The 26,654-nt window shown below is 70.9% G+C and carries 23 protein-coding genes and 2 tRNA genes; 15 read left to right on the forward strand and 10 right to left on the reverse strand.

From position 1 onward, the window contains the following. From OG521_19600 to OG521_19610, 3 genes are all read right to left on the reverse strand, one after another. Positions 1-984 (reverse strand): OB-fold domain-containing protein, encoded by a 984-nt coding sequence (locus tag OG521_19600; GenBank protein ID WUW22874.1) that lies wholly within the window; start codon positions 982-984, stop codon positions 1-3. Next, on the reverse strand, positions 981-2,156 hold the full coding sequence (locus OG521_19605) for an acyl-CoA dehydrogenase family protein (protein WUW22875.1): 1,176 nt from the start codon (positions 2,154-2,156) through the stop codon (positions 981-983). Before OG521_19605 ends, OG521_19600 begins: the two co-directional genes overlap by 4 nt. A gap of 340 nt (positions 2,157-2,496) precedes the next feature. Continuing rightward, positions 2,497-2,808, reverse strand: coding sequence for a hypothetical protein (locus tag OG521_19610; GenBank protein WUW22876.1), 312 nt, complete (start codon positions 2,806-2,808; stop codon positions 2,497-2,499). Between the two features lie 307 nt (positions 2,809-3,115). On the opposite strand from OG521_19610, the gene OG521_19615 reads away from it, so the two are divergent. Beyond that, on the forward strand, positions 3,116-3,994 hold the full coding sequence (locus tag OG521_19615; GenBank protein ID WUW22877.1) for a bifunctional DNA primase/polymerase: 879 nt from the start codon (positions 3,116-3,118) through the stop codon (positions 3,992-3,994). Positions 3,995-4,138: 144 nt separating this feature from the next. On the opposite strand, the gene OG521_19620 is transcribed toward OG521_19615, so the two are convergent. Together OG521_19620 and OG521_19625 are read right to left on the reverse strand one after the other, a co-directional pair. Beyond that, positions 4,139-4,223: transfer RNA gene (locus OG521_19620), tRNA-Ser, on the reverse strand. 51 nt (positions 4,224-4,274) lie between these two features. Continuing rightward, entirely contained in the window at positions 4,275-5,759 is a 1,485-nt protein-coding gene (locus tag OG521_19625; GenBank protein WUW22878.1) for a trypsin-like peptidase domain-containing protein, read from the reverse strand. Between the two features lie 190 nt (positions 5,760-5,949). Here OG521_19625 and OG521_19630 point away from each other — a divergent pair, with 190 nt between their 5' ends. The 3 genes from OG521_19630 (at position 5,950) to OG521_19640 (ending at position 8,668) form a co-directional block, all read left to right on the forward strand. Next, complete coding sequence (locus tag OG521_19630) at positions 5,950-6,795, forward strand: glycerophosphodiester phosphodiesterase (GenBank protein ID WUW22879.1); 846 nt, start codon at positions 5,950-5,952, stop codon at positions 6,793-6,795. A 53-nt stretch (positions 6,796-6,848) separates the two neighbouring features. Continuing rightward, positions 6,849-7,517 carry an ATP-binding protein gene (locus OG521_19635; protein WUW22880.1) on the forward strand — a complete coding sequence of 223 codons (669 nt, stop codon included), beginning with the start codon at positions 6,849-6,851 and terminating at the stop codon, positions 7,515-7,517. 185 nt (positions 7,518-7,702) lie between these two features. Continuing rightward, positions 7,703-8,668, forward strand: coding sequence for an SEC-C domain-containing protein (locus OG521_19640; GenBank protein ID WUW22881.1), 966 nt, complete (start codon positions 7,703-7,705; stop codon positions 8,666-8,668). A 790-nt stretch (positions 8,669-9,458) separates the two neighbouring features. Here OG521_19640 and OG521_19645 read toward each other — a convergent pair. Further along, complete coding sequence (locus OG521_19645; protein WUW22882.1) at positions 9,459-10,178, reverse strand: bifunctional DNA primase/polymerase; 720 nt, start codon at positions 10,176-10,178, stop codon at positions 9,459-9,461. A 492-nt stretch (positions 10,179-10,670) separates the two neighbouring features. Here OG521_19645 and OG521_19650 point away from each other — a divergent pair, with 492 nt between their 5' ends. Then, positions 10,671-12,158: a serine/threonine-protein phosphatase gene (locus tag OG521_19650; protein ID WUW22883.1), complete on the forward strand. Its 1,488-nt coding sequence runs from the start codon at positions 10,671-10,673 to the stop codon at positions 12,156-12,158. 121 nt (positions 12,159-12,279) lie between these two features. Continuing rightward, positions 12,280-13,743: an aminopeptidase P family protein gene (locus tag OG521_19655; GenBank protein ID WUW22884.1), complete on the forward strand. Its 1,464-nt coding sequence runs from the start codon at positions 12,280-12,282 to the stop codon at positions 13,741-13,743. A 36-nt stretch (positions 13,744-13,779) separates the two neighbouring features. Here the strand turns inward: OG521_19655 and OG521_19660 are convergent, their stop codons facing one another. Next, complete coding sequence (locus OG521_19660; protein ID WUW22885.1) at positions 13,780-14,352, reverse strand: ATP-binding protein; 573 nt, start codon at positions 14,350-14,352, stop codon at positions 13,780-13,782. Between the two features lie 257 nt (positions 14,353-14,609). Between OG521_19660 and OG521_19665 the strand changes: the two genes are divergently transcribed. From OG521_19665 to OG521_19705, 9 genes are all read left to right on the forward strand, one after another. Further along, positions 14,610-15,428, forward strand: coding sequence for a hypothetical protein (locus OG521_19665; protein WUW22886.1), 819 nt, complete (start codon positions 14,610-14,612; stop codon positions 15,426-15,428). A gap of 102 nt (positions 15,429-15,530) precedes the next feature. Beyond that, on the forward strand, positions 15,531-16,268 hold the full coding sequence (locus OG521_19670; protein ID WUW22887.1) for a YcnI family protein: 738 nt from the start codon (positions 15,531-15,533) through the stop codon (positions 16,266-16,268). Positions 16,269-16,317: 49 nt separating this feature from the next. Then, on the forward strand, positions 16,318-16,971 hold the full coding sequence (locus tag OG521_19675) for an SCO family protein (GenBank protein ID WUW22888.1): 654 nt from the start codon (positions 16,318-16,320) through the stop codon (positions 16,969-16,971). After that, complete coding sequence (locus tag OG521_19680; protein WUW22889.1) at positions 16,968-17,417, forward strand: copper chaperone PCu(A)C; 450 nt, start codon at positions 16,968-16,970, stop codon at positions 17,415-17,417. The genes OG521_19675 and OG521_19680 overlap by 4 nt, the downstream gene beginning before the upstream one ends. A 14-nt stretch (positions 17,418-17,431) precedes the next feature. Continuing rightward, complete coding sequence (locus OG521_19685; GenBank protein WUW22890.1) at positions 17,432-19,420, forward strand: copper resistance protein CopC; 1,989 nt, start codon at positions 17,432-17,434, stop codon at positions 19,418-19,420. A gap of 104 nt (positions 19,421-19,524) precedes the next feature. Next, positions 19,525-20,763, forward strand: a complete 1,239-nt coding sequence (efeB, locus tag OG521_19690) for an iron uptake transporter deferrochelatase/peroxidase subunit (protein WUW26733.1) — start codon at positions 19,525-19,527, stop codon at positions 20,761-20,763. A 28-nt stretch (positions 20,764-20,791) separates the two neighbouring features. After that, positions 20,792-21,727, forward strand: a complete 936-nt coding sequence (gene pheA / locus OG521_19695; GenBank protein WUW22891.1) for a prephenate dehydratase — start codon at positions 20,792-20,794, stop codon at positions 21,725-21,727. 641 nt (positions 21,728-22,368) lie between these two features. Further along, complete coding sequence (serS, locus tag OG521_19700; GenBank protein WUW22892.1) at positions 22,369-23,658, forward strand: serine--tRNA ligase; 1,290 nt, start codon at positions 22,369-22,371, stop codon at positions 23,656-23,658. Beyond that, a complete protein-coding gene (locus OG521_19705; GenBank protein ID WUW22893.1) occupies positions 23,655-24,452 on the forward strand; it encodes a Cof-type HAD-IIB family hydrolase in 798 nt (265 codons plus the stop codon). The genes serS and OG521_19705 overlap by 4 nt, the downstream gene beginning before the upstream one ends. A 72-nt stretch (positions 24,453-24,524) precedes the next feature. Here the strand turns inward: OG521_19705 and OG521_19710 are convergent. The 3 genes from OG521_19710 to OG521_19720 form a co-directional block, all read right to left on the reverse strand. Beyond that, positions 24,525-24,611, reverse strand: a tRNA-Ser gene (locus OG521_19710). A gap of 299 nt (positions 24,612-24,910) precedes the next feature. Beyond that, positions 24,911-25,606, reverse strand: coding sequence for a hypothetical protein (locus tag OG521_19715; protein WUW22894.1), 696 nt, complete (start codon positions 25,604-25,606; stop codon positions 24,911-24,913). Positions 25,607-25,926: 320 nt separating this feature from the next. Continuing rightward, positions 25,927-26,646 carry an ABC transporter permease gene (locus OG521_19720; protein ID WUW22895.1) on the reverse strand — a complete coding sequence of 240 codons (720 nt, stop codon included), beginning with the start codon at positions 26,644-26,646 and terminating at the stop codon, positions 25,927-25,929. Positions 26,647-26,654: the final 8 nt, after the last annotated feature.

The raw sequence follows: 26,654 nt of genomic DNA on the forward strand, positions 1-26,654 counted from the left end.
TCAGCCCTCACTCCCCCGGAAGACCGGCAGCACCGACTCGGCGTCCGTACGCAGGAACTCCAGCCGCACCGGCATGCCGACCCGCACCTTGTCGCACGGCACCCCGAGCACGTTGCTGACCATCCGGACGCCTTCCGCGAGTTCGATCAGTGCCACCGCGTACGGTCCGCCCTCGCCGGACTCGCCGTAGGCGGGGAAGGAGGGGTGGTGCATCACGACGTAACTGAAGACGGTGCCCTCGCCGGACGCCTCGACCGTGTCCCACTCGGACGACCCGCAGGCGTTGCACCCGGGCAGCCAGGGGAAGCGCAGGGCGGTGCACGCCCCGCAGCGCTGGATCAGCAGCCGGCGGGCGGCGACGCCCTCCCAGAAGCCGGCGTTGTCCCGGTTGATCACCGGCCTCGCCCGCAGAGCCCGGTCCGTGCCGCGCACCGCCTCCTTCGCCCCGGGCTTCGCCGCCTCTTTCGGCTTCGTCGTCTCCTTGGGTTTCGCCGGGCGGTACTTGAGGATCCGGAAGCGGTGCGTCCCGGCCGGCTCGTCCTGCGCCCGGATGTCCATCCGGGTGGTGACGAAGTAGCCCGTCCCCAGCTTCGTCGTCTTGCGCTCCGACACCGACTCGATCACCGCGTCGAACGTGATCCGGTCGCCGGGCCGCAGCGGACGCAGGTACTCCTGCTCGCAGTCGGTCGCCACCACGGAGGTGCAGCCCGCCCCGTCGAGGAGGCCCAGCAGTTCGTCGTAGGCCCCGCTCCGGTCCGCGTACCCCGACAGGCCGGCCATCGTCCAGGCCTGGAGCATCGTGGGCGGCGCGATCGCGCCCGGCCCCGCGTACGCCTCGTTCGTGTCGCCCATCGCCTCGCACCAGTGCCTGATCATCGGCTCGTTGACCAGGTCCTTGCCCACGCCCGCGGTGGCGGCCGCCCGGCCCTCGTACGACCTGAGCCGCTCGTACAGCTCGTCCCGAACGCCCTGCCCGTCCGTCACCGCTTCCCCCTCTTCATGCCGAGCCGCATCGTCGCGACGATCTCCCGCTGCACCTCGCTCACCCCGCCCCCGAAGGTGTTGATCTGCGCCGCCCTGTTCATCCGCTCCAGCTCCCCGTCCCCGAAGGAACCGGGCGAACCGCCCCGCACCGTTCCGGCGTCGCCCGTGACTTCCTGGCACATTCGATACACCTCCACGGCGGATTCGGTTCCCGTGAACTTCACGCCGCTCGCGTCGCCGGGGGCCAGCGCCCCCGCGCCCACGTCCCCCACCAGCCGCCAGTTGAGCAACCGCGTCGCGGCCAGCCGGGCGTGCGCCTCGGCCAGCCGGGAGCGCACCCACGGCTCGTCGGCTGGCCGCCGCCCGGTCACCGGGTCGGGGGTGCGCGCGAAGGCGAGCGCCGCGTCGAAGAAGTCCTCGGCCTGCATGCCGATCGCCGCGAGCGCCACCCGCTCGTGGTTGAGCTGGTTGGTGATCAGCCCCCAGCCACCGTTCTCCGCGCCGACCAGCGCGGTGCCGGGCACCCGTACCCCGTCGTAGTACGTGGCGGTCGTGGTCAGCCCGCCCACGGTTTCGATGGGTGTCCAGGAGAAACCGGGCGCGTCCGTCGGCACGAGCACGATCGAGATGCCCCGGTGCTTGGGCACATCCGGGTCCGTGCGGCAGGCGAGCCAGATCCAGTCCGCGTTCTGGGCGTTGCTGGTGAAGATCTTCTGACCGTCGATGACCCAGGAGTCGCCCTCGTGGACGGCCCTGGTGCGCAGCGCGGCGAGGTCGGTCCCGGCCTCGGGTTCGCTGTAGCCGATGGCGAAGACGATCTCGCCGGCGAGGATGCGCGGGAGGAAGTACTCCTTCTGCTCCTGGGTCCCGTACTTCATCAGGGTCGGGCCGACCGTGTTGAGGGTGACCATGGAGACCGGAGCGCCGGCCCGGTAGGCCTCGTCGAAGAACACGAACTGTTCGTCCGCGCCCCGGCCCTGCCCCCCGTACTCGACGGGCCAGCCCAGACCGAGCATCCCGTCGGACCCGATACGGCGCAGCAGCCGGCGCTGCGCGTCCAGGTCCTGGGGCGTGGAGCCGGCGGGCCCGCTTCTGTCGGGCATCACGTCGCGGAAGTAGGCGCGGAGTTCGGCGCGCAGCTCCCGCTGGCGCTCGGTCGGGGCCAGATGCACGGCGACTGCCTCCCGGGAACGGGCACGAGGATCAGGGTTTCTGACTGTCCGTCAGATTCCGTTCGGCTGTCAAGGCACCGGACGTCCGGACCCGCCCCGATTCCCGGCTACCCCCCTGCCCGCCACCGCACCCCGCGCCGAGCGTCCGGCACGCGACCGCCGACAACACCGAACCGCTCGCGCACGACCGCCCGCACGCTCGCCCGTCCGTCCGTTCCGCCCGCCCACCCATCCACCAAACGCCGAACGGCCTGTGCGGCGCCACCGAAGTGGCGCCGCACAGGCCGTCGTTCCCCCCACCGCGACCCGACCCCCCGACCGGATCGTGGCAGTCACCGGCTCACCAGAGATTGGTGAAGTTCACCGCCAGGTTGTGGTTGGACTGGTCGATCGCGGTGAACGCGGAACCGTTCACCTGGGCGGAGTTGCTCTGGTTCGACGCCCCGGAACCGACGGCCTGCTGCTGCGAGGTGGACGAGTTGCCGAGGTTGTTCCCACCGACCCCGCTGCCGCTGATCGTGGCCACTCCCGCGTTCGATCCGTCGTTCGCGAACGAGCCGTTGTCGGCCTGGGCCACACCGCTGAGGAGAACGGCGGCGAGAGGCAGGGCGGCAACAACGGCGAGGGCACGAGCGGTACGGATGCTTGCCATGTCTATTCCTCCAGGAACCGAAAGTAAGGCTGATCCCGGGCCAGTTGGCCGACCGACCGGGTGATGGTCACGACGTCGCGAGATCAGAGTTGCCCAGCACCTCACCGACGAACCACCCATGCACTCCGATTCCCCCGCAAGCATGAGGAAGCGAAGATAAACCCCCACACCCATCGAACTCGCAGGTCAGCCCGGCACGCCGGAAGAACCCTTGTCCCACCGGAGAAGAAGCGTTCCGTCATGCCACTCCGACGACCTCCCTCCGCCCCCCCTTCCCTTATTCGAACATTAGTACGAACATGGATCCATGGCCACCACTGACCGGCGAACCGCCACCCTGGCCCTGGCCCACGCGCTCTCCGCCGCGGAGCACGGGCTCCCCGTCATCCCGCTGTCCGCCACCAAGCTCCCCGCTCTGCGCTCCCCGCACCGCCACGAGACCCGTCCGGTCAGCTGCCGGGGAGCCTGCGGCCTGCCCGGCCACGGTGTCCACGACGCGACCACCGACCCCGTCGCCGTACGCGCCCTCTTCGCCGCCGCCCCCTGGGCCACCGGCTACGGCATCGCCTGCGGGCGCGCCCCGCACCACCTCATCGGCCTGGACCTCGACATCGACGCGACCGGCCGGAACGACTCCGTGGCGTCCCTGCAACAGCTGGCCCTGCAGCACCTGTTCACCATCCCGCCGACCGTCACGGTGCTCACCCCCAGCGGCGGCCGCCACATCTGGCTGTCCGGCCCGCCCGACGTGGCCGTGCCGAACTCGGCCGGCCGCCTGGCCCCCGGCATCGACATCCGCGGCACCGGCGGCTACCTGGTCGGCCCGGGCTCGGTCACCGCCCACGGCACCTACCGCCTCGTTCCCGGAACCGGCCCCCTCCCGCCCGCACCCTGCCCGAGCGCCCTCCTCCACCTCCTGACTCCCCCGGCCCGCCCCCGCCGGCACGCGGACCACACCGACCAGGGCGGCGGCCTGATCCAGTTCGTCCTCGCTGCGGACGAGGGCCAGCGCAACACCCGGCTCTTCTGGGCGGCCTGCCGCGCCTACGAACACGGCTTCGGCGACGCCCTCGCGGACGCCCTCACCCGGGCCGCCGTCCGCACCGGCCTCCCCGAACACGAGGCCCGCGCCACGATCGCCTCCGCGGCCCGCCTCACCGCGACCCGCTGCGAGCCTCCCGCCTGACGGCGGACCGGCGGACCGGTAGCCCGGCAGCCCGGTAGTGGCGACCGGCGAAGTCCGGGCGCCCGGATGCCCTCAGCGCCCTCACCGCGGGCGGGCACGCGAACGGCCCCCGACCGATTCACCCGGTCAGGGGCCGTCTCTCTGCGGTGGGTGTGGGATTTGAACCCACGGTGACTCGCGCCACGACGGTTTTCAAGACCGTTCCCTTAGGCCGCTCGGGCAACCCACCCCGCGCCGGCGGTCAACGAGGACCGGATCGGCGCGAGGACAGCCTAGCCGGTCAGCTGTCGCCCTTGCGCTCGCCCAGGGTGACTTCCGCCGTCGCCGTCTTGCCGTCGCGCTTGTACGTCAGCGTGACCTTGTCGCCCGGCTTGTGGGTCCAGATCTCGCCGATCAGGGTCGGGCCGCTGTCGACGACGGTGTCGTTGAACTTCGTGATGACGTCGCCCGCCTTGAGACCGGCCCGGGCCGCGGGGCCGTCCTTCGAGACCGCCTCCGTGCCGCCCGCGCCCTGGTCCGAGATGACCGCGCCGCCGGTCTTCTCGTCCATCGTCACCGTGGCACCGATGACCGGGTAGACCGGCTGGCCCGTCTTGATCAGCTGCTGTGCGACGTTCTTCGCCTGGTTGACCGGGATGGCGAAGCCGAGGCCGATGGAGCCGGCCTGGCTCTGGCCGCTGCTTCCGGTCGACTGGATCGCCGAGTTGATGCCGATGACCGCGCCGCCGGCGCTCAGCAGCGGGCCGCCGGAGTTGCCCGGGTTGATCGAGGCGTCCGTCTGCAGCGCGCTCATGTACGAGTTGCTGCCGCCGGAGCCGTCACCGGAGGCCACCGGGCGGTTCTTGGCGCTGATGATGCCCGTGGTGACCGTGTTGGAGAGGCCGAACGGGGCGCCGATCGCGATCGTCGAGTCGCCGACCGCCACCTGGTCCGAATTGCCCAGCGGCAGCGGGGTGAGCCCCTGCGGCGGGTTCTTCAGCTTCAGGACGGCCACGTCGTAGCCCTGGGCCCGGCCGACCACCTCGGCGTCGTACTTCTTGCCGTTGGAGAACGTCGCCGTGAGCTGACCGCTGTCCGCCGCGGAGGCCACCACGTGGTTGTTCGTGAGGATGTGGCCTTCCTTGTCGTACACGAAGCCGGTGCCGGTGCCGCCCTCGCCGTCACCGCCCTGCGCGTCGATCGTGACGACGCTGGGCAGCGCCTTGGCCGCGACGCCCGCGACCGTCCCCGGGTCGCGCTTGAGGTCCTGCGGGTTGCCCGACGCCGAGACCGTGGTCGAACCGGAGGAGTCCGAGCTGTTGTTGCTGTCCGCGGCCCAGAAGCCGAGGGCGCCGCCGACTCCGCCCGCGACGAGCGCCGCGACGACCACCGCGGCCACCAGTCCGCCCGCGCCCCGCTTGCGCGGCGCGTCGGGCGCGTGCACCTGGCCGGGTGCGCCCCACACGGGGCCGCCGCCCTGCGCATGGTGGGCGTACGCCGGGACGGCGGGCGGCGGCGGGGGCCAGCCGGCGTCGGCCGCGGCCTGCGGTGCGGGCGGCGCGTACTGCGGCGCGGCCGCCGGGACCGGGTTCATCGGAGCGGTCGCCGGGTCCGGTGCGGGGGAGTGCGGCTGCTGCTGCGTCGCCGTCGCATCCGGATGCGGCGGGGCGGCGGGCGCGCTCTCCGGGGGCCCCTGGGGAGCGTCGGCCGGCACTGGAGGTGCGGACGGAACGGACGGGGCGGCCTCGGCCGCGTTGCCCTCGTTGCCCTCGTTCTCTGTGCTCACAGCTCTTTACTCCTCGGTTCCACATCATCATTCGGCAAGAGATCCGCTGTGTACGTGTCTGGAGTCAGCTTTTCCCACAGCACGTCAGGCCACTGTAAACAGGACCTGTGCATCTGCGCACGGGCCTTTACATCGGACAAAACGGTCCGACTTCATCAGGTGCGCTCACCCATGGTCTCCCGGTGACACCATGGCGCGGGTGACCCAAGCACGGCAGCAGCGCCCCAAGCAGCATCCCATCCAGGTCATCGCACACCGGGGCGCGTCCGACGACGCCCCCGAGCACACCCTGGCCGCGTACCGGAAGGCGATCGAGGACGGCGCCGACGCCCTGGAGTGCGACGTACGGCTCACGGCCGACGGTCATCTCGTATGCGTACACGACCGCCGGGTGAACCGCACGTCCAACGGCCGCGGCGCGGTCTCCGCCCTGGAGCTCAACGAGCTCGCCGCACTCGACTTCGGGTCGTGGAAGGACCGCGAGGAGTCGGAGTCCCCGGACTGGGACCCGGTGCCGGGCGAGCTCACCTCCGTACTCACCCTGGAGCGCCTCCTCGAACTCCTCGTCGAGACGAGAGCCGCCGGCCGGCCGCTCCAGCTGGCCATCGAGACCAAGCACCCCACACGCTGGGCGGGCCAGGTCGAGGAGCGGCTGCTGCACCTGCTGAAGCGCTTCGAGCTCGACGCGCCGCCCGCCGACGAGGCCTCGCCGGTCCGCATCATGAGCTTCTCGGCCCGCTCCCTGCACCGCATCCAGGCCGCCGCACCCGGCCTGCCCACCGTGTACCTGATGCAGTTCGTCTCCCCGCGGCTGCGCGACGGGCGGCTGCCGGCCGGGGCCCGCATCGCCGGTCCGGGGATGCGGATCGTACGCAGCCACCCGGGATACATCGAACGCCTGCACCGCGCCGGACGGCAGGCGCACGTCTGGACGGTGAACGAACCGGAGGATGTCGAGCTCTGCATCCGGCTCGGCGTCGAGGCAATCATCACGAATCGCCCAAAACAGGTTCTGTCACAACTGGGACGCTCTTAACATCAGTTACACGGAGTACACCGGCGCATTCGGCGTGTGCTCGATCGTTACGAGTGCGTCACTGGCAGGCCATTGGCCGGTTTCCGGTCCACGTCAGGGGGGCATCCACTCCGTGGCGTGGGGCAAAGGAGGTCTCGGGGGTGGCGTTGGTGGTGGCACAGGAAGTGCCCACGTCGTCGAGCATGGCCGTACCCCATGGCCCTGCGGGCGTGGGTCAGGCACGGCACCGGATGCGTGAGCAGTTGCGCAGCTACGGGGTGTCGGATTCGGTCGTCGACGATGCTGTATTGATCCTTTCCGAACTGCTCAGCAACGCCTGCCGGCACGGCAGGCCACTGGGCCGGCACACCGATGTGGGGGACGGGGACGTGCGCGCCGCCTGGCGCGTCGACAGAACGGGCGGTCTGACCGTCGAGGTGACCGACGGTGGCGGCCCGACCCGGCCGGTTCCGGCCACTCCTTCGGTGACCGCACGCGGTGGCCGGGGGCTCAACATCATCAGCGCCCTCGCCGAGGCGTGGGGCGTGCGTGACGACTCCTCGGGCGAGGTCACCGTCTGGGTGCTGGTCAACGAGGGTCACGGGCACCCGGAGGAACGGCCGGGCGCACGGCCCAACGGCCGGACACCGGCCGGGACGGCACCCGCGGGCACCGGCTCCGCGGTGACCGGCGCGGGCCTCGACGGGCTGGATTTCGCCGACGCCTTCGACGACGCGGGCTGACCGGGGCGCCGGCCCACGCCGCCTCCCGGGACGGTCCCACCGGCGTGGAACCCGGTCGGCATCGCGCGTGCCGATCATCGGACATCGGCGGGCGCGGATCTCGGGGCAGCCGTGCCACCGGACGGTGCGCGGGCGGCTAGGCTCGCGGCCCAGACCGCACTGTCGCAATCGGGAGAAAGCCCACCATGGCGAAGAAGCGCCCTCAGACCAAGGCCGGGAAGCAGCAGCTCAAGGACGGCGAGATCCCGGTGGTCGGGGCTCGCGAGCCCTGCCCGTGCGGTTCGGGCCGCCGCTACAAGGCCTGTCACGGCCGTGCCGCCGCCCAGGCCGTGACCGAGCTCGTCCAGCGCCCCTTCGAGGGCCTGGCCGGCGAATGCGACTGGGTCGCGCTGCGCGAGCTGGTCCCCGCCGCCACGGTCGAACTGACGCTGAAGGGCGGCCTGCCCGACGGTGTGCCGTCGGTGACGCTCGCGACCGTCCTGCCGATGGCGTGGCCCGCGCTGCGCCGCGACGACGGTTCGGTCCTGCTCGCCCTGCAGAACGACACCTCCTCCGGCGACCTGAGCCGCGACCTCGCCGACACCCTCCAGCGCGCGCTGGAGACCGAGCCCGGCTCGCCCGTCGCCGCCCGGCGTGTTCCGGCCGACGGTCCGCGGCTGCAGGACGTGCTGGACGCCGACGCCGCGTTCTCGCCCGTCGTGCACCCCGGATTCGAGTTCTGGGTGCCGGACGCGGAGAACGCCACGGCCGAGGTGTCCGCGTCCCTGGAGCGGGCCAACGACGCGGCGATCCCGACCGTCCTGCTGTCCGGGGTGGACGCCGCCTACTGGTGCGAGACCCCGGAGAAGAACCATCTGCGCTGGGTCATGCCGCACCCCGAGGAGCAGCTCCTCGACGCGCTCGCCCGGCTGCACGCCGCCGGCGCCTCCTCCCTCGGCGAGGGGACCCGGCTGGTCGGCTCCTTCCGTGCCCACGGCCTGATGGTCCCCGTCTGGGACCTGCCGAGCGCGATGGGCGCCGAGGAGTGCGAGAAGCCCGCCGCCGCGTTCGCGGAGCAGCTCGCGACGGCGCTCGCGTCGGACGCGCCGCTCACCGCCGAGGAGCGACGGGCGCGCGGCGGGCTCACCAACCGCCAGGTGACCCTCAGCTGACAGTGACCGTCACCCGGCCCGAACGGTGACTCCCGTCACAACTCGGCGTACTGGCAGGTAAATCGCTGTCCGAATACGCGAGATCGAATTTGCGAACGGCAGATCTCTTGTTACCGTTCTAGAAGCCCGGTCGCTGGTGCATCCCCCGTCGCCAGCGATCGGGCATCCTCATGTCCGGGGGCGGCGCACACGGCGCGCCAGACGGCGCACGAACCGCGCACAGGCCCCCCACAGCTTCCCGGTCAGGCCCCCCTGGCCACCCACGCGTCCGGCCCTCGCGCCTCGCGTCCTCCCGACGGCTCCGCCAGGGCTCCACAGGCGATGGAACATCAACCCGCCACCGGGGCAGCCCTATTGGACCCCCTGTCGACAGCGACGGCAAACGGTGACGCGGCTCGGCCGGACCGTTCGGTATCGGACAGAAGTCATCGGCCGGCCCCTTTCCGAATACGCCGTGGAACAGCCCACCGAAGAGATCTTCGAAGACGGTTCGAACGATTTCCGGAAGGGGCATCAGAAAGCCGACCACCGGCCGACTTTGCACCGGCAGACTTTGCATGGCCGAAAAAGCTCACACCGATCCGACCACTCGGAAGGGATACGTCAGGGATCCGACAGCGCTCGGTAATGAAAACGGACCGAGAAGAACAGACAGAGATCAAGAACGGAAGCGACGCTCGCCGTCCCAAAGCGGCGCTCGCCGTTCAGTAGCGGCGCTCGCCGTCCCGTAACGACGCTCGCCGTTCAGTAGCGACGCTCGTCCCCGAGCAGGCGCGGCGCCGCCCGCCGTTCAGTAGGCGAGCCGGCTTCCGCCGTCCGGGGCGCTGTTGCTCGCCTCGACCAGCGCGTCCAGAACCGCCCCCACATCCGGCAGCCACGGCGATGCCGCCGCACGGACCGACGCCCCGCCGAGGCTCAGGCGTCCGATGCGCTCCGGCGCCCGCTCCCAGCGCACCTGCCCCGTGCCGATCTCGGACGGCGGCAGGACGAGATAGCCGCCCTCCCCGTGGAACCGCAGGGAGCTGGGCACCCAGTCCTGGGCGTGCAGCAGTTCGCCGAGCCGTTCAAGGGTGTACGGGGCCACCAGCAACGACCACCGGGTCGGGGTCGCCACCACGGGGCCCAGTCGCAGCCCCATCCGGTCGAGTTCGGCCAGCGCCCTGGCGCCGGCCACGGCAGGCAGGCTCAGTGCGCACGGCGCACGCCCGCCCGTGGCCAGCAGGACCGGCGCGGTGGGCCGGTTCGTCCACCACCAGCGCACCATCCGGGCGTCGGTGGTCGCGGCGAGCAGTCCGGGATCGAAGGGGTGCGCGCCGGGCACGGCGCACTCGGGATCGGGGCAGGCGCAGCCGCGGCCGCGGTCACCGAGGCTGCCGGCCGCCTGGAGTCCCGCCCCTGGGAGCACGGGCCACTGCCATGCGGTGGCACAGGTCAGGGCCGCGTCGAGCCGGGCGGTCCCGCCCCTGCGTCCGAACCGGAGCCTGCGTCGCCTTCCGAGGATCTCGCGCATGAGCGCTCGTTCCTTTCCGTTGAACGCCGAGGGTCCACATCACACCGCGTGTAGGTCACACCACGCGTGTAGATGCTTACTTTGTGTACATGCTCGTCGAGCCTGCGGTACGGGTGAATCGTCGGTACCGAGCGTGAGCTGTGCTGAGCCGAATCGAGCCGGTTCCGGTCGGGATCATGGCGAGGTGCAGGGCGCGTGCGGCGCCTGCCGTCCGTCGTGCGGCCTTGCCACTCGGGGGCGGGGCGTGGCCGTCACAAGTGAGGACGTCCGGGCCCGCTGCCAGGTTCCGGAGGCGGTCGGAACCGCCCCTGGTCATCTGCCGATCATCTACCGATTTACGTACCCAGCATGCCCGGAATGACGCTCCCTCTGGGACGTCACCCCGGGGGCAACCCCCGTCGAGCAGACCCAGTCGACCTCAAATGGCAGCCACGGGGTGCATTTTTTGGCCAAGTTAGTAGTCGCGTGGACACCACAAATCCCGTGGGGACAATGCTGGACATCCCCTTACTTGTGCGTGTACATGTGGATGCACTGATAGCGGCGCAGAATGACATGGGGGTTTGCGATGCTATTCGACGAAACACACCAGTCGGAAAGCCGGCGACCATGAGCGCCCCACACCTGCCGAAAGTGGCTGGAATCGATCCCACAGTTCCGGTTTCGGCGCACACTGCCGGGCCTCTCTCCGAGGTGCCCGCAGCCCCCGGCGCCTTCATCCAGGACCGTCTGGCGGGCTGGGTCTCCGACCTCACCACGCTGCACGAGCTCACCGAACGGCTGGCCAGAACCAGCACCCTCGACGACGCCCTCCACGAACTGCTCGACGCCGGAGCGGCCCTGGTCGGCGCCCGCCGCGGACTGATCGTCTTCGAACCGTCGGACCTCCGCGGCCCCGTCAGCACCATCGGTCTCGGGCTGGCCCACGCGGAGCTCGGCCAGATCGAGACGGTGCCGCGCAGCGCGACCTCCTACGGCCGCATCCTGGAAGGTCTGCCCAACCCCGACGGCCCGCTGACCACCCCCGATCTGCTCGGCGACACCAGCCTGGACCCCCGCAGGCGCGAGGTCGCCGCCCGCCTCGGCTACGCCGCCAGTTACGCGCTGCCGATCACCACCGATCGCACCGGACGGCTGGGCGCCGCGGTCTGGCTCTACGACGAACCCGCCGAACCGCTGGAGCGCCAGCGCCACCTCGCCGGCCTGTACGCCGGATACGCCGCCGAACACCTGGCCCGCCTGCTGGAACTGGAACGGGCCAGGACCGACGTCGCCACCATCGCCGAGGAGCTCCTGCCCAGCCGGCTGCCCCGCGTCCCCGGCGTCCAGCTGGCCGTACGCCATCACGCGGCACCGCAGAGCGGCAGCGACTGGTACGACGCGCTGGCCCTGCCGGAGGGGGCACTCGGTCTCGCCGTCGGCTCGGTGGGCGGTTCCGGACCCAGCGCCCTGGCCGCCATGGGACGGCTGCGCGCGGGTCTGCGGGCCTACGCGGTGATGGAGGGCGAGGATCCGGTCGCGGTCCTCTCCGACCTCGAACTCCTGATGCGGCTGACCGAACCGTCCCGATCCGCGACCGCGCTCTTCGCCTACTGCGAACCGGCGCGCCGCAAGATCCTCCTTGCCGGTGCCGGGCACACCCCGCCGCTCATCGTCGGCGACCGGCGCACCGAGTTCGTCGAGACCACCCTCTCCGCCCCGCTGGGCATGCTGGCCTGCTGGGAGGCGCCGAGCGTGGAGATCGCCCCGGCGCCCGGCGAGACCGTGCTGCTGTACACCGACGGGCTGCTGCGCCGGGCCGGCGACTCGATGGACCGCGCGTTCGCACGGCTCCACTCGGCGGCGGCGAGCGTCCCGAAGGCGCTGCGCCACGACGCCGCATCGGTCGCCGACCATGTCGTGCGCACCGTGCTGCCCGGCGGGATCGACCAGGGCGACGACACCGAGGACGTGGTCCTGCTGGCGGCCCGCTTCGACTGAGCCGCCCCGTACGGGCCGGTGCGGGAGCCCTCGCAGGTAAGAGGCCTTCCGGCCCTGGGCCCCCTTCCGTACGCCCGTACGATGGAGAGGGTCCAGTGTCGTATCAAGGAGAGTCGAAGTCGTGTCTGAGGAGCTCACCCCGGAGAACCCGGAGACCGAAGAGACCGAGCCGGTCAAGCAGCGGAAGAACGGCCTGTACCCGGGCGTCTCCGATGAGCTCGCCGCGAACATGAAGTCCGGCTGGGCCGACACCGAGCTGCACGGTCTGGAGCCGATCGCCCAGGCCGGCCACACCGCCGACCGCCGTGCCGCGCTCTCGGCGCGCTTCCCCGGCGAGCGGCTGGTCATCCCGGCCGGCCGGCTCAAGACGCGGTCCAACGACACCGAGTACGCCTTCCGCGCCTCCACCGAGTACGCGTACCTGACCGGTGACCAGACCCAGGACGGCGTTCTCGTCCTGGAGCCGAAGGGCGAGGGCCACGAGGCGACCGTCTACCTGCTGCCGCGCTCCGACCGTGAGAACGGCGAGTTCTGGCTCGACGGGCAGGGCGAGCTCTGGGTCGGCCGCCGCCACTCCCTCACCGAGGCGGGGACCCTGCTGGGCATCCCGGCGAAGGACGTCCGCGAGCTGCCCGCCGCGCTGACCGAGGCCACCGGTCCGGTGCGTAACGTCCGCGGTCACGACGCGGGCATCGAAGCCGCGCTGACCGACAAGGTCACCGCGGAGCGCGACGAGGAGCTGCGGGTCTTCCTCTCCGAGGCGCGCCTGGTCAAGGACGCGTTCGAGATCGCCGAGCTGGCGAAGGCCTGCGACATCACCGCGCGCGGCTTCGAGGACGTCGTGAAGGTCCTCGACAAGGCCGAGGCGACGAGCGAGCGCTACATCGAGGGAACGTTCTTCCTCCGCGCCCGCATCGAGGGCAACGACATCGGCTACGGCTCGATCTGCGCCGCGGGCCCGCACGCCACCACCCTGCACTGGGTGCGCAACGACGGCGCGGTGCGCTCCGGCGAACTGCTGCTGCTCGACGCCGGTGTGGAGACCAACGACCTCTACACCGCCGACGTGACCCGCACCCTTCCCATCGACGGCACGTTCACGCCGCTGCAGCGGAAGATCTACGACGCGGTGTACGAGGCGCAGGAGGCCGGCATCGCCGCGGTGAAGCCCGGCGCGGAGTTCCGCGACTTCCACGACGCCGCGCAGCGCGTGCTCACCGAGAAGCTGGTCGAGTGGGGCCTGCTCGGCGACCTCTCCGTGGACAAGGTCCTGGAGCTGGGTCTCCAGCGCCGCTGGACCCTGCACGGCACCGGCCACATGCTCGGCATGGACGTCCACGACTGCGCCGCCGCGCGGACCGAGTCGTACGTCAACGGAACGCTGGAGCCCGGCGTGTGCCTCACCGTCGAGCCCGGCCTCTACTTCCAGGCCGACGACCTGACCGTGCCCGCGGAGTACCGCGGCATCGGCGTCCGGATCGAGGACGACATCCTCGTCACCGAGGACGGCAACCGGAACCTCTCGGACAAGCTGCCCCGGCAGGCCGACGAGGTCGAGGCGTGGATGGCCCGGCTCAAGGGCTGATCGACCCCCCGTTCCACGCGCCGGAGGGCGCCCCGCTCAGGACGCCATGAGCAGGGCGCCCTCCCGCCATTTCAGGACCTTGTCGAAGCTGACCACCGCGCCGCCCTGCCCCGGCCTGTTGCCGAAGTGGACGTGATCGGCGAGCTGCTCGATCAGACAGAGCCCCCGCCCGTCCTCGGCGGTGAGCGGCGGGTACTCGGCGTACTGCGGTCCGTGCGGCTGCTTGGACCCTGGCAGCGGAACCGCTTCGTCCGGCTGTGCGGCGGTGCGAAGCACACGCCTGGCGGGGAAGCCCGGTCCCGAATCAGCGACTTCGATACGGCACTTCTCGCCGTCCAGATACGCGGTGACCCGGTACTGCCCGCAGGCCGTACCGGACGGCTCCTCCCAGGCGTCCCAAGCGTCCCAGTCGTTCAGGACATCGCCCGCGTCACCGTGCGCCCCGCCGTGCTCGACGGCGTTCGCGCAGGCCTCGCTCAGGGCGAGCGACAGGTCGAAGGAGATGTCCGGGTCCACGCCCGCGGATTCCATCGTGCCCAGCAGGAACCGACGGGCGAGCGGAACGCTCGCAGCTTCGCGCCGCAAATGGAGTGACCACCAGATGCTCATGCTCCAGCCTCCTGGCTGCGGCTCGACATACCGATACGTATTGCCGCCCGAGGCCGTTCGTAAGCACGGACGGGATGTGAGACCGCTCATTCGGCGGATACCCGCGCTCGCCACACGTGTGCATCCCCGGCCCACAGAACCGTTCTGCCCCGTCAGTAACCAGTCCGAACAGGCCCGCGCGCGGGCATTCGGGCGGAAGGTGACCTTCCGGACCTGCCGTACGGAGGGCGGGGCCTCAGTGCGATGATGTCCCGGCCATGACTACGTCTGTGGGACGCGCCGGAGCCGGTATGCGGCTGCTGAGGGCCGCGGTGTTCGCCGCGGTCTGTGTCGCGTTGTCCGCTGCCGGGCACACCATGGCCGCCTGTGCGACCGTCCCCTGGTGGACGCTGCTCGCCGGATTCCTCGGAATCCTCGCGGTGGCCGTCCCGCTCGCCGGCCGCGAGCGCTCACTCCCGTCCATCGCCGCGGCCCTGGCCGGCGGACAGGTCGCCCTCCACACGTTGTTCGGCGTGGGGACGCACACCGCCGCGCCCCAGGCCACGGCCGGCGGTGACGACGCCCTGGTCCGGTTCGCGGCGAGCCTCGTCTGCGGTGCCGGGCCCGGTCAGCTCAACGCGGCCGACGCCCACCGCATCGTCACCACCGCGGGCATCGACCCGCAGTCGGTGGCCGACCAGGCTCACCAGCACATGGCGGCCGCCTCCTCCGCGACGGCCGGCGGCACCGTCGCCGACGTCGTCGGAATGCTGCCGACCCTGCCCATGCTGCTCGGCCACCTGCTGGCCGCGCTCACCGCGGGCTGGCTGCTGCGGCGCGGCGAGATCGCCCTGTTCCGTATCGCCCGGCTGTCGGCCCACGGCGCCCAGCAGGTGGCGGCCGGGGCCCGGCTGCGGGCGCTGCGGGCCGCGCTCGTCCTCGTGGCCGCCCTGCGCGCCGGGCTTCCCGGCGGGCCGACGACCGGGCCGTGCACCCCCCGTACCGCCGTGGACGCGCCGTCGCCGGTCACCGGGGATCCGCTGCAGCACATGGTGATCAGGCGCGGGCCGCCTCCCGTACTCACCCTCGCAGCCTGACGCGACGCCCTCCACGCAAGAACGGAAGCGGTGTCGCGATGCCGTCGCGCACCCGCGCGCCGGAGCACCCTTCCTTCGTGCATCCGTGGAGTGATCCCTGCCATGAACATTTCCCGCATCGCCCTCGCCGGCGGCGTCGCCGCGTCCACCGTGCTGATCCTCGCCGGTACGGCCTCCGCCCATGTCAGCGTCCAGCCGCAGGGCGAGGCCGCCAAGGGCGGTTACGCCGTCATCAACTTCAAGGTCCCCAACGAGCGCGACGACGCCTCGACGACCAAGCTCGAGGTCAACTTCCCCACCGACCACCCGCTGGCGTCCGTCATGCCGCAGCCCGTACCCGGCTGGAAGATCGACGTCACCAAGAGCAAGCTGGCCAAGCCGCTCGACATGCACGGCAAGAAGATCAACGAGGCCGTCTCCAAGGTCACCTGGACCGCGGACGGCGGCAAGATCGAGCCCGGCCGCTTCCAGCAGTTCCCGCTCTCCGTCGGCCAGCTCCCCGAGGACGCCGACCAGCTGGTCTTCAAGGCCATCCAGACGTACGACAACAAGGAGGTCGTGCGCTGGATCGAGGAGCCGAAGGACGGGGCGGAGGAGCCCGAGAGCCCCGCTCCCGTACTCAAGCTGACGGCGGCCGCCGACGACGCGCACGGTGCCACCGCCGCCTCCGGTTCCGGCGCCGCCGACAAGGACGCCGCCGCGAAGGACAAGCAGACGACGGCTTCCGCGTCGTCCTCCTCCAGTGACACCACCGCCCGCGTCCTCGGCATCGTCGGCATCGTCATCGGCGTCGCGGGCGTCGCCTTCGGCGTCCTGGCCGGCCGTCGCCGCACCGCCTGATCACCCCTGGCCCCACCCGTAATACCGACCCATCAGGAAACAGTGCTCCATGGTTAAGAAGTCTGTGCTGGCCGCGGCGCTCGTCGCCGCGGCCGCGCTCACCCTGTCCGCCTGCGGCGGCAGTGACAACGACAGCAAGAAGCCCATCGCCGACGTGTCGGTGGAGGCGAAGACCCAGGCCGCGACGGTGCTGGACCAGCCGTTCACCAAGCCGAACCTCGTCCTGACCGACACGCACGGCAAGAAGTACGACCTGCGCGAGAAGACCAAGGGCAAGCCGACGCTCATCTACTTCGGCTACACGAACTGCCCCGACGTCTGCCCGCTCATCATGAGCAACATCGCCGTCGCCAAGAAGTCCCTCCCCAAGGCCGACCAGGAGAAGCTCCAGGTCGTCTTCGTCACCACCGACCCGGAGCGGGACACCCCGTCCTCCCTGGGCAGCTGGCTCAAGTCCCAGGACCCGTCCTTCATCGGTCTCACCGGCGACTTCCCGACCATCCAGGCGGGCGCCCGGCAGATCGGCATCGGGATCGACGCACCGAAGAAGGAGAAGGACGGCACGATCGTCTCGATGCACGGTTCCCAGGTCATCGCCTTCTCCCCGAAGACCGACCAGGGGTACGTGCTGTACAGCGAGGACACCACGCCCGACGACTACACCAAGGACCTCCCCAAGATCGTCAAGGGGGAGAACCCGTGAACCGCCGCACCACCCTCGCCGGCGTCCTGACCCTCTCCACGGGTCTGACGCTGGCGGGGTGCTCCACCTCGGACAGCACACCGGAACTGAAGGTCATCGGCGCGTTCATGCCGCAGCCCGTCAGCGACATGGCGGCCGGCTTCCTCGTCGTGAAGAACAACGGCGGCAGCTCGGACCGGCTCACCTCGGTCACCAGTCCGCTGTCGGACGACGTCACGATCCACGAGACGAAGAACCAGGTCATGCGCATGGTGACGTCCTTCGACGTACCCGCGGGCGGTGAGCTGGACCTGGAACGCGGTGGAAACCACATCATGTTCGCGAAGCTCAAGCAGCAGCCCAAGCAGGGCCAGAAGGTGTCCGTGGAACTGCACTTCGAGAAGGCCGGCCCCATCAGGGTCGACCTTCCCGTGAAGGAGACCACCCACAACCCGAAGAAGCAGTGAGGGACTGACCGACCATGACAGCCACCGCCCCGCCCTTCGGGCCGGCCCCGTCCATATCCGCACCCGCCCGGCGGCGGCCGCTCGCCGTCGCCGGGCTCCTCGCCGCGCTGGCCGGCGTGGTGTTCGGTCTGCTGCTGGCCGTCGCGGGCCCCGCGTCGGCGCACGCCGCGCTGACCGGGAGCGATCCGCAGGACGGGGCGGTGGTCGCCACCGCACCCAAGGAGGTCACGCTCACCTTCTCCGAACAGGTCGCCATGGGCGAGGGCTCCATCCGGATCCTCGACCCGGACGGCAAGCGCGCCGACACTGAGAAGGCCCCGAGCGACCTGACCGCAGGCTCCACCGTGAAGTACGGCGTCTCCCTGCACACCGGGCTGCCCGACGGTACGTACACCGTCGCCTGGCAGGCGGTCTCCGCCGACAGCCATCCGGTGTCCGGCGCCTTCACCTTCTCCATCGGCGCGCCCTCGGAGACCACGGTCGCCCTCCCGGACAACGAGGCCGGCGGCGGCCTCGTCGGCACGCTCTACGGCATCGCCCGCTACGCCGCGTACGCCGGATTCATCGTGCTCGCCGGCGGTGCCGCCTTCGTGCTGGCCTGCTGGCAGCGCGGGGCGGGCGCGCGCCCGCTGCAGCGCCTCGTCGTCCGCGGCTGGATGACCCTCACCGCCGCGACGATCGCCATGCTGCTGCTGCGCAGCCCGTACACCGGTTCCGGGAAGCTCGGCGACGCCTTCGACCTCGACGGTCTGAAGGCGGTCCTCGACACCAAGCCGGGCGCCGCGCTCGTCTCGCGGCTGCTGCTGCTCGGCGCCAGTGCGCTGTTCATCGCGGTGCTGTTCGGGGCGTACGCGAAGCGCGAGGACGAACGCGAGAAGAAGGACCTCACCTTCGGCCTCTCCCTCGGCGGTGCGGTCATTGCCGCCGGAATCGCCGGAACCTGGGCGCTGGCCGAGCATGCGTCGACCGGTATCCAGCCGGGCATCGCCATGCCCGTCGACGTGCTCCATCTGCTGGCCGTCGCGGCCTGGCTGGGCGGACTCTCCGCCCTGCTGGTCGCGCTGTACCGCACCCCCGACATCACCGCCGCCGCCGTGCGGCGCTTCTCCCGCATCGCGTTCACCAGCGTGCTCGTGCTCACCGCGACCGGGATCTACCAGTCCTGGCGCCAGGTCGGCTCCTGGTCCGCGCTGACCGGGACCGGGTACGGGCAGCTGCTGCTCGTGAAGGTGGGGCTCGTCGCCGTCCTCGTCGGGATCGCCGGGATCTCCCGCAGGTGGACCGCCCGGCTGGCGACGGGCGGAAGCACGGAAGAGGCAACCGAGTCCGCCACGGCCGAGGCGGAGAGCACGGCCGGTGAGGAAGAGGAGCGGGAGGCGGCGGAGGTCACGGCTCCCGCGGCCCCGCACTCCGCCGGTGCCGAGGACCCCGCGCGAACCGCCCAGCTCGCCCGGCAGCAGGCCGCCGTGGCGACCGCGCAGAAGAAGCGGATACGGGACGCCGACCCCGACCGGTCCGGCCTGCGCCGCTCCGTGCTCGCCGAGGTCGGCGTCGCGGTGGCGCTGCTGGCGGTCACCACCATCCTGACCTCGACCGAGCCCGGCCGTACCGAGGAGGAGGCGGCGCGCTCGTCCACGCCGGCCGCCGCACCCGCGGCGAGCGGCCCCGTCAACCTCACGCTGCCCTTCGACACGGGCGGCAAGAACGGCAAGGGCACGGTCCGCATGGACCTGGACCCCGGACGCACCGGAACCAACGTGGTGCACCTCTGGATCGACGGCATCGACGGAAAGGCCATGGACGTCCCCGAGGTGAAGCTCGCCTTCACCCTGAAGTCCAAGGACATCGGGCCCCTGCCCGCCGTACCCGTCCGGCTGACCGAGGGCCACTGGACGTCCACCGGCGTCCAGATCCCGATCGCCGGCGACTGGAACGTCGCGGTGACCGTGCGGACCTCGGACATCGACCAGACCACCGTCGACAAGAACGTGAAGATCGGCTGAGCAGGACCGTGAGCGGAAAAAGCAGAAGCACCACAAGGACCGGCGGAAAGCCGTCGGTCGGCACGGGCAGCAAGCCCGCTGCCGACGCCCCGGCGGCGGGCACGATCTCCCGGCGGCGCCTCCTGGGCACCGCCGGCGCGGCCGGGGCGACCGGTCTCGTGCTCGGTGCGGCCGGTGGCGCCACCGGCTATGCCGCGGCCCAGGACGAGGCGCCGGCCGCGCTGACCTCCGTCGGCTCCACCGAGGTGATGTTTCACGGGAAACATCAACCGGGGATCACCACTCCGCTTCAGGCCCGTGGCCACCTCATCGCCTTCGACCTGGCCCCCGGGGCCGGCCGGAAGGAGGCGGCGGCCCTGATGCGCCGCTGGTCGGCCGCGGCACAGCGGCTGATGGCCGGTGAATCCACCGGCGGCGCGGCGGACGGTACGGGGCACGACACCGGCATCGCGCTGGACGCCGGGCCGTCCTCGCTGACCGTCACCTTCGGCTTCGGCGCCACCTTCTTCACGCGCACGGGACTGACGGACCACCGCCCGCCGGCACTCGACCCGCTGCCGCCGTTCTCGGCCGACCATCTCGACGCCCGCCGCTCCAACGGCGATCTCTGGGTGCAGATCGGCGCCGACGACGCGCTCGTCGCCTTCCACGCCCTGCGGGCCGTGCAGAAGGAGGCCGGCTCGACGGCCACCGTGCGCTGGCAGATGAACGGCTTCAACCGCACCCCCGGAGCCACCGCGAAGCCGATGACCGCCCGCAATCTGATGGGCCAGGTCGACGGCACCGGAAACCCGAAGCCGGCCGACGGCGACTTCGACCGGCGCATCTTCGTCCCGTCCGGCGACGCCGCGTACGAGTGGCTGGCGGGCGGCTCGTACGCGGTGGTCCGGCGCATCAGGATGCTGCTCGACGACTGGGAGAAGCTCCCGGTGGAACGTCAGGAACGGGTCATCGGCCGGCGCAAGGCGGACGGCGCCCCGCTCAGCGGCGGCACCGAGACCACCGAGATGGACCTCGACAGGACGGGCGCCGACGGCAAGCTCCTGATCCCCGACAACGCGCACGCCCGGATCTCCTCGCCCGACCGCAACAGCGGTGCGGCGATGCTGCGGCGCCCGTTCTCGTACCACGACGGCATCGCCGCGGACGGCACTCCGGACGCCGGGCTGCTGTTCATCTGCTGGCAGGCGGATCCGCTGCGCGGCTTCGTGCCGGTGCAGCGGAAACTCGACCGCGGCGACGCCCTGTCGCCGTTCCTCCGCCACGAGGCGAGCGGACTGTTCGCGGTGCCGGGCGGTGCGGCGGACGGGGAGTACGTGGGACAGCGGCTGCTGGAGGCCTGAGCCGCGACGGGCACATTAGGGTGACGGTATGTCCGCCACGCGCTACGCCTATCTCGGCCCCGAGGGCACCTTCACCGAGGTCGCCCTCCGTACGCTCCCGGAAGCCGCCACCCGTGAACTCGTGCCGATGGTCTCCGTACCGGCGGCACTGGACGCGGTGCGCAACGGCACGGCTGCCGCGGCGCTCGTACCGATCGAGAACTCGGTCGAGGGCGGCATCACCACCACCCTCGACCAGCTGACCACCGGCGAACCGCTCATGATCTACCGCGAGGTGCTGCTCTCCATCACCTTCGCGCTGCTCGTGCGTCCCGGCACCAAGCTGTCCGACGTCAAGACGGTCACCGCTCACCCGGCCGCTCAGCCGCAGGTGCGCAACTGGATGGCGGCCCATCTCCCGCAGGCCGTATGGGAGTCGGCGGCGTCGAATGCGGACGGGGCCCGGCTGGTTCAGGAGGGGCGGTTCGACGCCGCCTTCGCCGGGGAGTTCGCGGCGGCCACCTACGGCCTGGAGCCGCTGGTGACGGAGATCCACGACGCGGAGAACGCGCAGACCCGCTTCGTGCTGGTGGGGCGGCCGGCCCGGCCGGCGGCACCGACCGGCGCCGACAAGACCTCGGTGGTCATCTGGCTCGGCGACGACCACCCCGGTGCGCTGCTCGAACTGCTCCAGGAGTTCGCGGTGCGCGGGGTGAACCTGATGCTGATCCAGTCCCGGCCGACGGGCGCGGGGATCGGCAACTACTGCTTCGCGGTGGACGCCGAAGGCCATATCTCCGACCGGCGGGTCGGAGAGGCGCTGATGGGGCTGAAGCGCATCTGTCCGAACGTGCGGTTCCTCGGCTCCTATCCGCGGGCCGGTGTGACGCCGGCGGAGGTACGGCCCCTGCGCGCGGGGACGTCGGACGTGGAGTTCGCCGAGGCCTCCGACTGGCTCACCCGGAGCCGGGACGGCCGGGCCTGACGGCTCGGGTTCCGCGTACTCCGGGTCCTTCGCGCCCCGGGCCCCCTGCACTGCGGTCCCGGGCCTCCACAGCCCCGTACAGCCGGTGCGATCAGCCGATTGTCCGTGCCGGGCAAGTTATCCACAGGCGCACGCCTCGACCTGGGGACAAGTCGACACCGCAACGCGACATGGTCGACAAATCTGCCCACTCCGCTCAGATCAGTCCACAGGTCGGCGGGTCGCCCCTTGTCAGCTCAATTCCATTGATCAACTCTTTAGGGCGAGGAATTCCCACCCGAACGAGCGTGTGATGGGGGTTTGAACCGTGAATCCACAAGCCTTGATGCGGCTTTCGGAATGATCTCCTCCATGTCCACAGGTCTTCCTCACAGCCTGTGGATAACCCACCCGGACCGGTCACTCCTGTGGACAAGCGGCAGCCAACTCCCCTTGCGATCAAGGCTGATGCGTCAAGATCCATAGCCCTTCTGCCCCATTTAGGGGAAAAGGATCTCTTTTCTTGACGATGCCGCCCCGTGCCACGCCGCACCATCCGCAGATTCCGTTCCCAGCATTACCAATACCGGCAATTCGGGCAAACTGACACGCTTGGCGATATCGGTTCGAGCGGGGGAAGCCGACACCGGTAGCCTGGAGGGGTGATTGACCTTCGCCTGCTTCGTGAGGACCCCGACCGTGTTCGCGCCTCCCAGCGCGCCCGTGGAGAGGACGTCGCACTCGTCGACGCCCTGCTCTCCGCCGACGAACGGCGCAGGTCGTCCGGGGTCCGGTTCGACGAACTCCGTTCCGAGCAGAAAACGCTCGGCAAGCTCATCTCCAAGGCCTCCCCCGAGGAGCGCGCCGAACTCCTGAAGAAGGCCGAGCAGCTGAAGGCCGACGTCAAGACGGCCGACGCGGCGCAGGACGAGGCCGACGAGGAGGCCAAGGGCCTGCTGCTGCGGCTCGGCAACATCGTCCACACGGACGTGCCGGTCGGCGGCGAGGAGGACTTCGTCGTCCTGGAGACGCACGGCACCATCCGCGACTTCGGTGCCGAGGGCTTCGAGCCCAAGGACCACCTGGAGCTCGGCGAGGCGCTCGGCGCGATCGACATGGAGCGCGGCGCCAAGGTGTCCGGCTCGCGCTTCTACTACCTGACGGGCGTCGGCGCCCTGCTGGAGCTCGCCCTCGTCAACGCGGCGATCGCCCAGGCCACCGAGGCGGGCTTCATCCCGATGCTCACCCCCGCGCTGGTCCGCCCGCGCGCCATGGAGGGCACCGGCTTCCTCGGCCAGGCCGCGGAGAACGTGTACCACCTGGAGAAGGACGACTACTACCTGGTCGGCACCTCCGAGGTCCCCCTCGCCGCGTACCACATGGACGAGATCATCGACGCGGAGAAGCTGCCGCTGCGCTACGCGGGCTTCTCGCCGTGCTTCCGCCGCGAGGCCGGTACGTACGGCAAGGACACCCGCGGCATCTTCCGCGTCCACCAGTTCGACAAGGTCGAGATGTTCTCGTACGTCGACCCGGCGGACGCCGAGGCCGAGCACCAGCGGCTCCTGGACTGGGAGAAGCAGTGGCTCACCGCCCTCGGACTGCCCTTCCAGGTGATCGACGTCGCCACCGGTGACCTGGGCGCCTCGGCCTCCAGGAAGTTCGACTGCGAGGCGTGGATCCCGACCCAGGGCAAGTACCGCGAGCTGACGTCCGCGTCCAACTGCGACGGCTTCCAGGCACGCCGCCTGTCCGTCCGGATGCGGGACACCCGCGACGGCAAGAAGGTCCTGAAGCCTCTCGCCACGCTGAACGGCACGCTGTGCGCCGTACCGCGGACGATCGTGGCGATCCTGGAGAACCACCAGCTGGCCGACGGTTCGGTACGGGTGCCCGAGGTGCTCCGTCCGTACCTGGGCGGGCGTGAGGTTCTGGAGCCGGTCGCCAAGTGACCTTTCCCTACAAGCTCGTCGCGACCGACCTCGACGGCACGCTGCTGCGTGACGACGACACGGTCTCCGGGCGCACGCGCGAGGCACTGGCCGCGGTCACCGCGGCCGGTGCGGCGCACATCATCGTCACCGGCCGCGCCGTCCCGTGGACCCGGCACATCCTGGACGACCTGGGCTACGAGGGCCTCGCGGTCTGCGGCCAGGGCGCGCAGGTCTACCACGCGGGCGAGCACAAGCTGCTGACGTCACTGACGCTGGACCGGCAGCTGGCCGGTCTCGCGCTGTCCAAGGTCGAGGCCGAGGTCGGTCCGCTGGCGCTGGCCGCGAGCCGCGACGGGCTCGACGGCGAGGTGCTGGTCGGTCCCGGCTACCGCGTGCAGGAGGGCCCGCTGCCGGCCGTCCGCATCGAGGACCCGGCCGAGATGTGGTCCGCCCCGCTGAACAAGGTCTACATACAGCACCCGGAGCTGGACGACGACGCGCTGGCGAAGGCCGCACGGGCGGCGGTCGGGAATCTGGTGGACGTGGTCATGGCGGGCCCGGGGGTCGTGGAGATCCTCCCGCTGGGGCTCAGCAAGGCCACCGGCCTCTCGCTGGCCGCGCGCCGGCTGGGTGTGAAGGCGGCGGACACGATCGCCTTCGGTGACATGCCGAACGACATCCCGATGTTCGCGTGGGCCCGGCACGGTGTGGCGATGGCCAACGCGCACGAGGACCTGAAGGCCGTGGCCCACGAGATCACCGCGTCGAACGAGAACGACGGCATCGCGGTGGTACTGGAGCAGCTGCTCTAGCGTCGGGGCCGGTGGCTGTCGGCTCTGATGAGCGACAGGTCCGACGGACGCCGACGGCTGGTTTTCCCTGGGCGGAGGATGCGCGGATCGAACGCGCGCGGGGTTCGGTCCCCGACGACGGCTTAGCAAGCCGCTGCCTTACCACTCGGCCAATCCTCCGGGAGGGCGGCCGCGCGCGATGCGCAGGAACGGCCGCCCGGGCGTGCTGCTCGGAGCGGCGCGGCGGGGCAGTCGCTCGACTACTCCGGTGCCGGCTCGGGCACGCCCTGCTGGGAGCTCGACGGACTCGGACTCTCGGTCATCGCCGCGCTCCTCTCCCGGTCCGTGGTGCCGCGTTCGCGGCAGGTGCCGCACTGACTTCGTGGTGCCGGCCGCGGCATCTGCCGCACTGACCACTGTGCCGCGTCCCTGTGGGCCGGTGCCACCCAATTACGGGTGGCACCGGCCCACGGGCCTTCTCAGCGGCTCCTGTTGCGGCGGCTCAGGTCCTTGAGGCTGCGCGCGAGCTCGTCCATGCGCCCGTCGAGCCGGCCGATGTCCTCGGCCACCCCGCCCAGCCGCACACTCATGGCGCCGACCACCTGATGCGTGACCTCCAGCCTCCGGTCGAGGCTGTCCAGCCGGTGCGACATCCGGCCGAGCACGGGCCCGAGCTCCTGCAGCGCGGTGCCTACGCCGGCCAGGCAGCTTTCGACCCGGGTGACGCGGTATTCGAGCGAGGTGTACCCGGCGCGCAGGTCCTGCTCCGCGTCGAGGAGATACGTACGGACGCATCGCGCGATGTCGCTGTCGCGAAGAAGCATGGCGACGTTGAGGACGGTCCTGCGGGTGTAGAGGCGCAGCTGGGTCGCCGCCTGTGGATAACTCTCCGCCCCCTCACCACCCCATAGCGACAGCATGTCGCTATGGAAGGTTCGCAGGTCGGAGCCCCGGAGTACACGCATCCCGTTCTGCGCGAGCTCGTCCTGATGGCGGTCCGTCAGCCTCCTGACCGCGCCTGTGGATACTTCGAAGTACCGGGCCACGTCCTCGGTGCGAACGTGAACTCCGTCCGGGAGCATGACAAGGCTCTTCACCTTGTCCAGGGCGTCGACGCGCCCCATCTGTTCGACGCGCAGCGCGCGTGATTCGAGCAGGGCGACTTCCGTGGGCATGAGCATGCCTTCCGCTGAGGGAATCCGATGCCGGACCGCCCCGGTACCGGACGGTCCGCGCTGGGCAGGACAGCCCTCTCCCCGGGCTTCAGGGGCGGAGGACGCTCACGGTTGCCACTCACTCAATGACCGGCCGACGGGTGATTCCCGCCGGATCGGCTATCCCGATTTCACGAAAGCTACGACGCCACAGATTCCAGTTGCCTCCACGCATGAGGAACAACGAACCGATAACCGTACAGTTACGCGTAAGACTGTCCGACATACGGCAACCCCCGCCCAGGGGACGGGGGTTGTCGTACGTCACGAGCCGCCTGCGCTCACTCCTCGCCGGCGAGCTTCAGCGTCCGCAGCTTCTGGCCCGCGTACCAGGTCGCCACCACGGTGACCGCGACCAGCAGGACCGTCGCGGCCGGCAGTCCGACGTCGGAGGTGATCGCGCCGCCCCCGCCCACCTTCTCCGCCACCGCGAGGGACCACTGCTGCACGCTGAGCGTGCGCGCACCGGGGACCAGACTGCCGAACAGGGCCTCCCACACCAGCGCGTAGACGAGTCCGAGGACCACCGCGTGCCGGCTGATCGTGCCCAGCAGCAGGAACAGCGCGCTGTAGGCGATCGAGGCGACCAGCGCGGCGATCGTGTACGCCACCGCGATCTGCTGGCCGTTGCCGTTGAGGATCAGACCGGCGATCAGGGTCGGGACCGCCGAGAAGACCATCGTCACCGCGATCGCCACGATCAGCTTGGTGAAGATGATCGTCGGCCGGGTCACCGGCTTGGACAGCAGGTAGACGATCGAACCGTCGTCGATCTCGGGGCCGATGGCGCCGGTCCCGGCGATCACACCGATCAGCGGCACCATGGTGGCGATGGCGAAACCGCCCAGCACGTCCGAGGCCACCTGGTCGTCGGCCCCCGCGAACATCCGTACCGCCACCGCGATGACGATCAGGAGCGCGGGCAGGACGAACAGGATGGCGGCCCGGCGCCGGCCGAGCAGGGCCCGGTAGGTGAGCCGGGCGACTGTGGGGTCGTACATGACGTCAC

Source organism: Streptomyces sp. NBC_01463 (assembly GCA_036227345.1).
Taxonomy (GTDB): Bacteria; Actinomycetota; Actinomycetes; order Streptomycetales; family Streptomycetaceae; genus Streptomyces.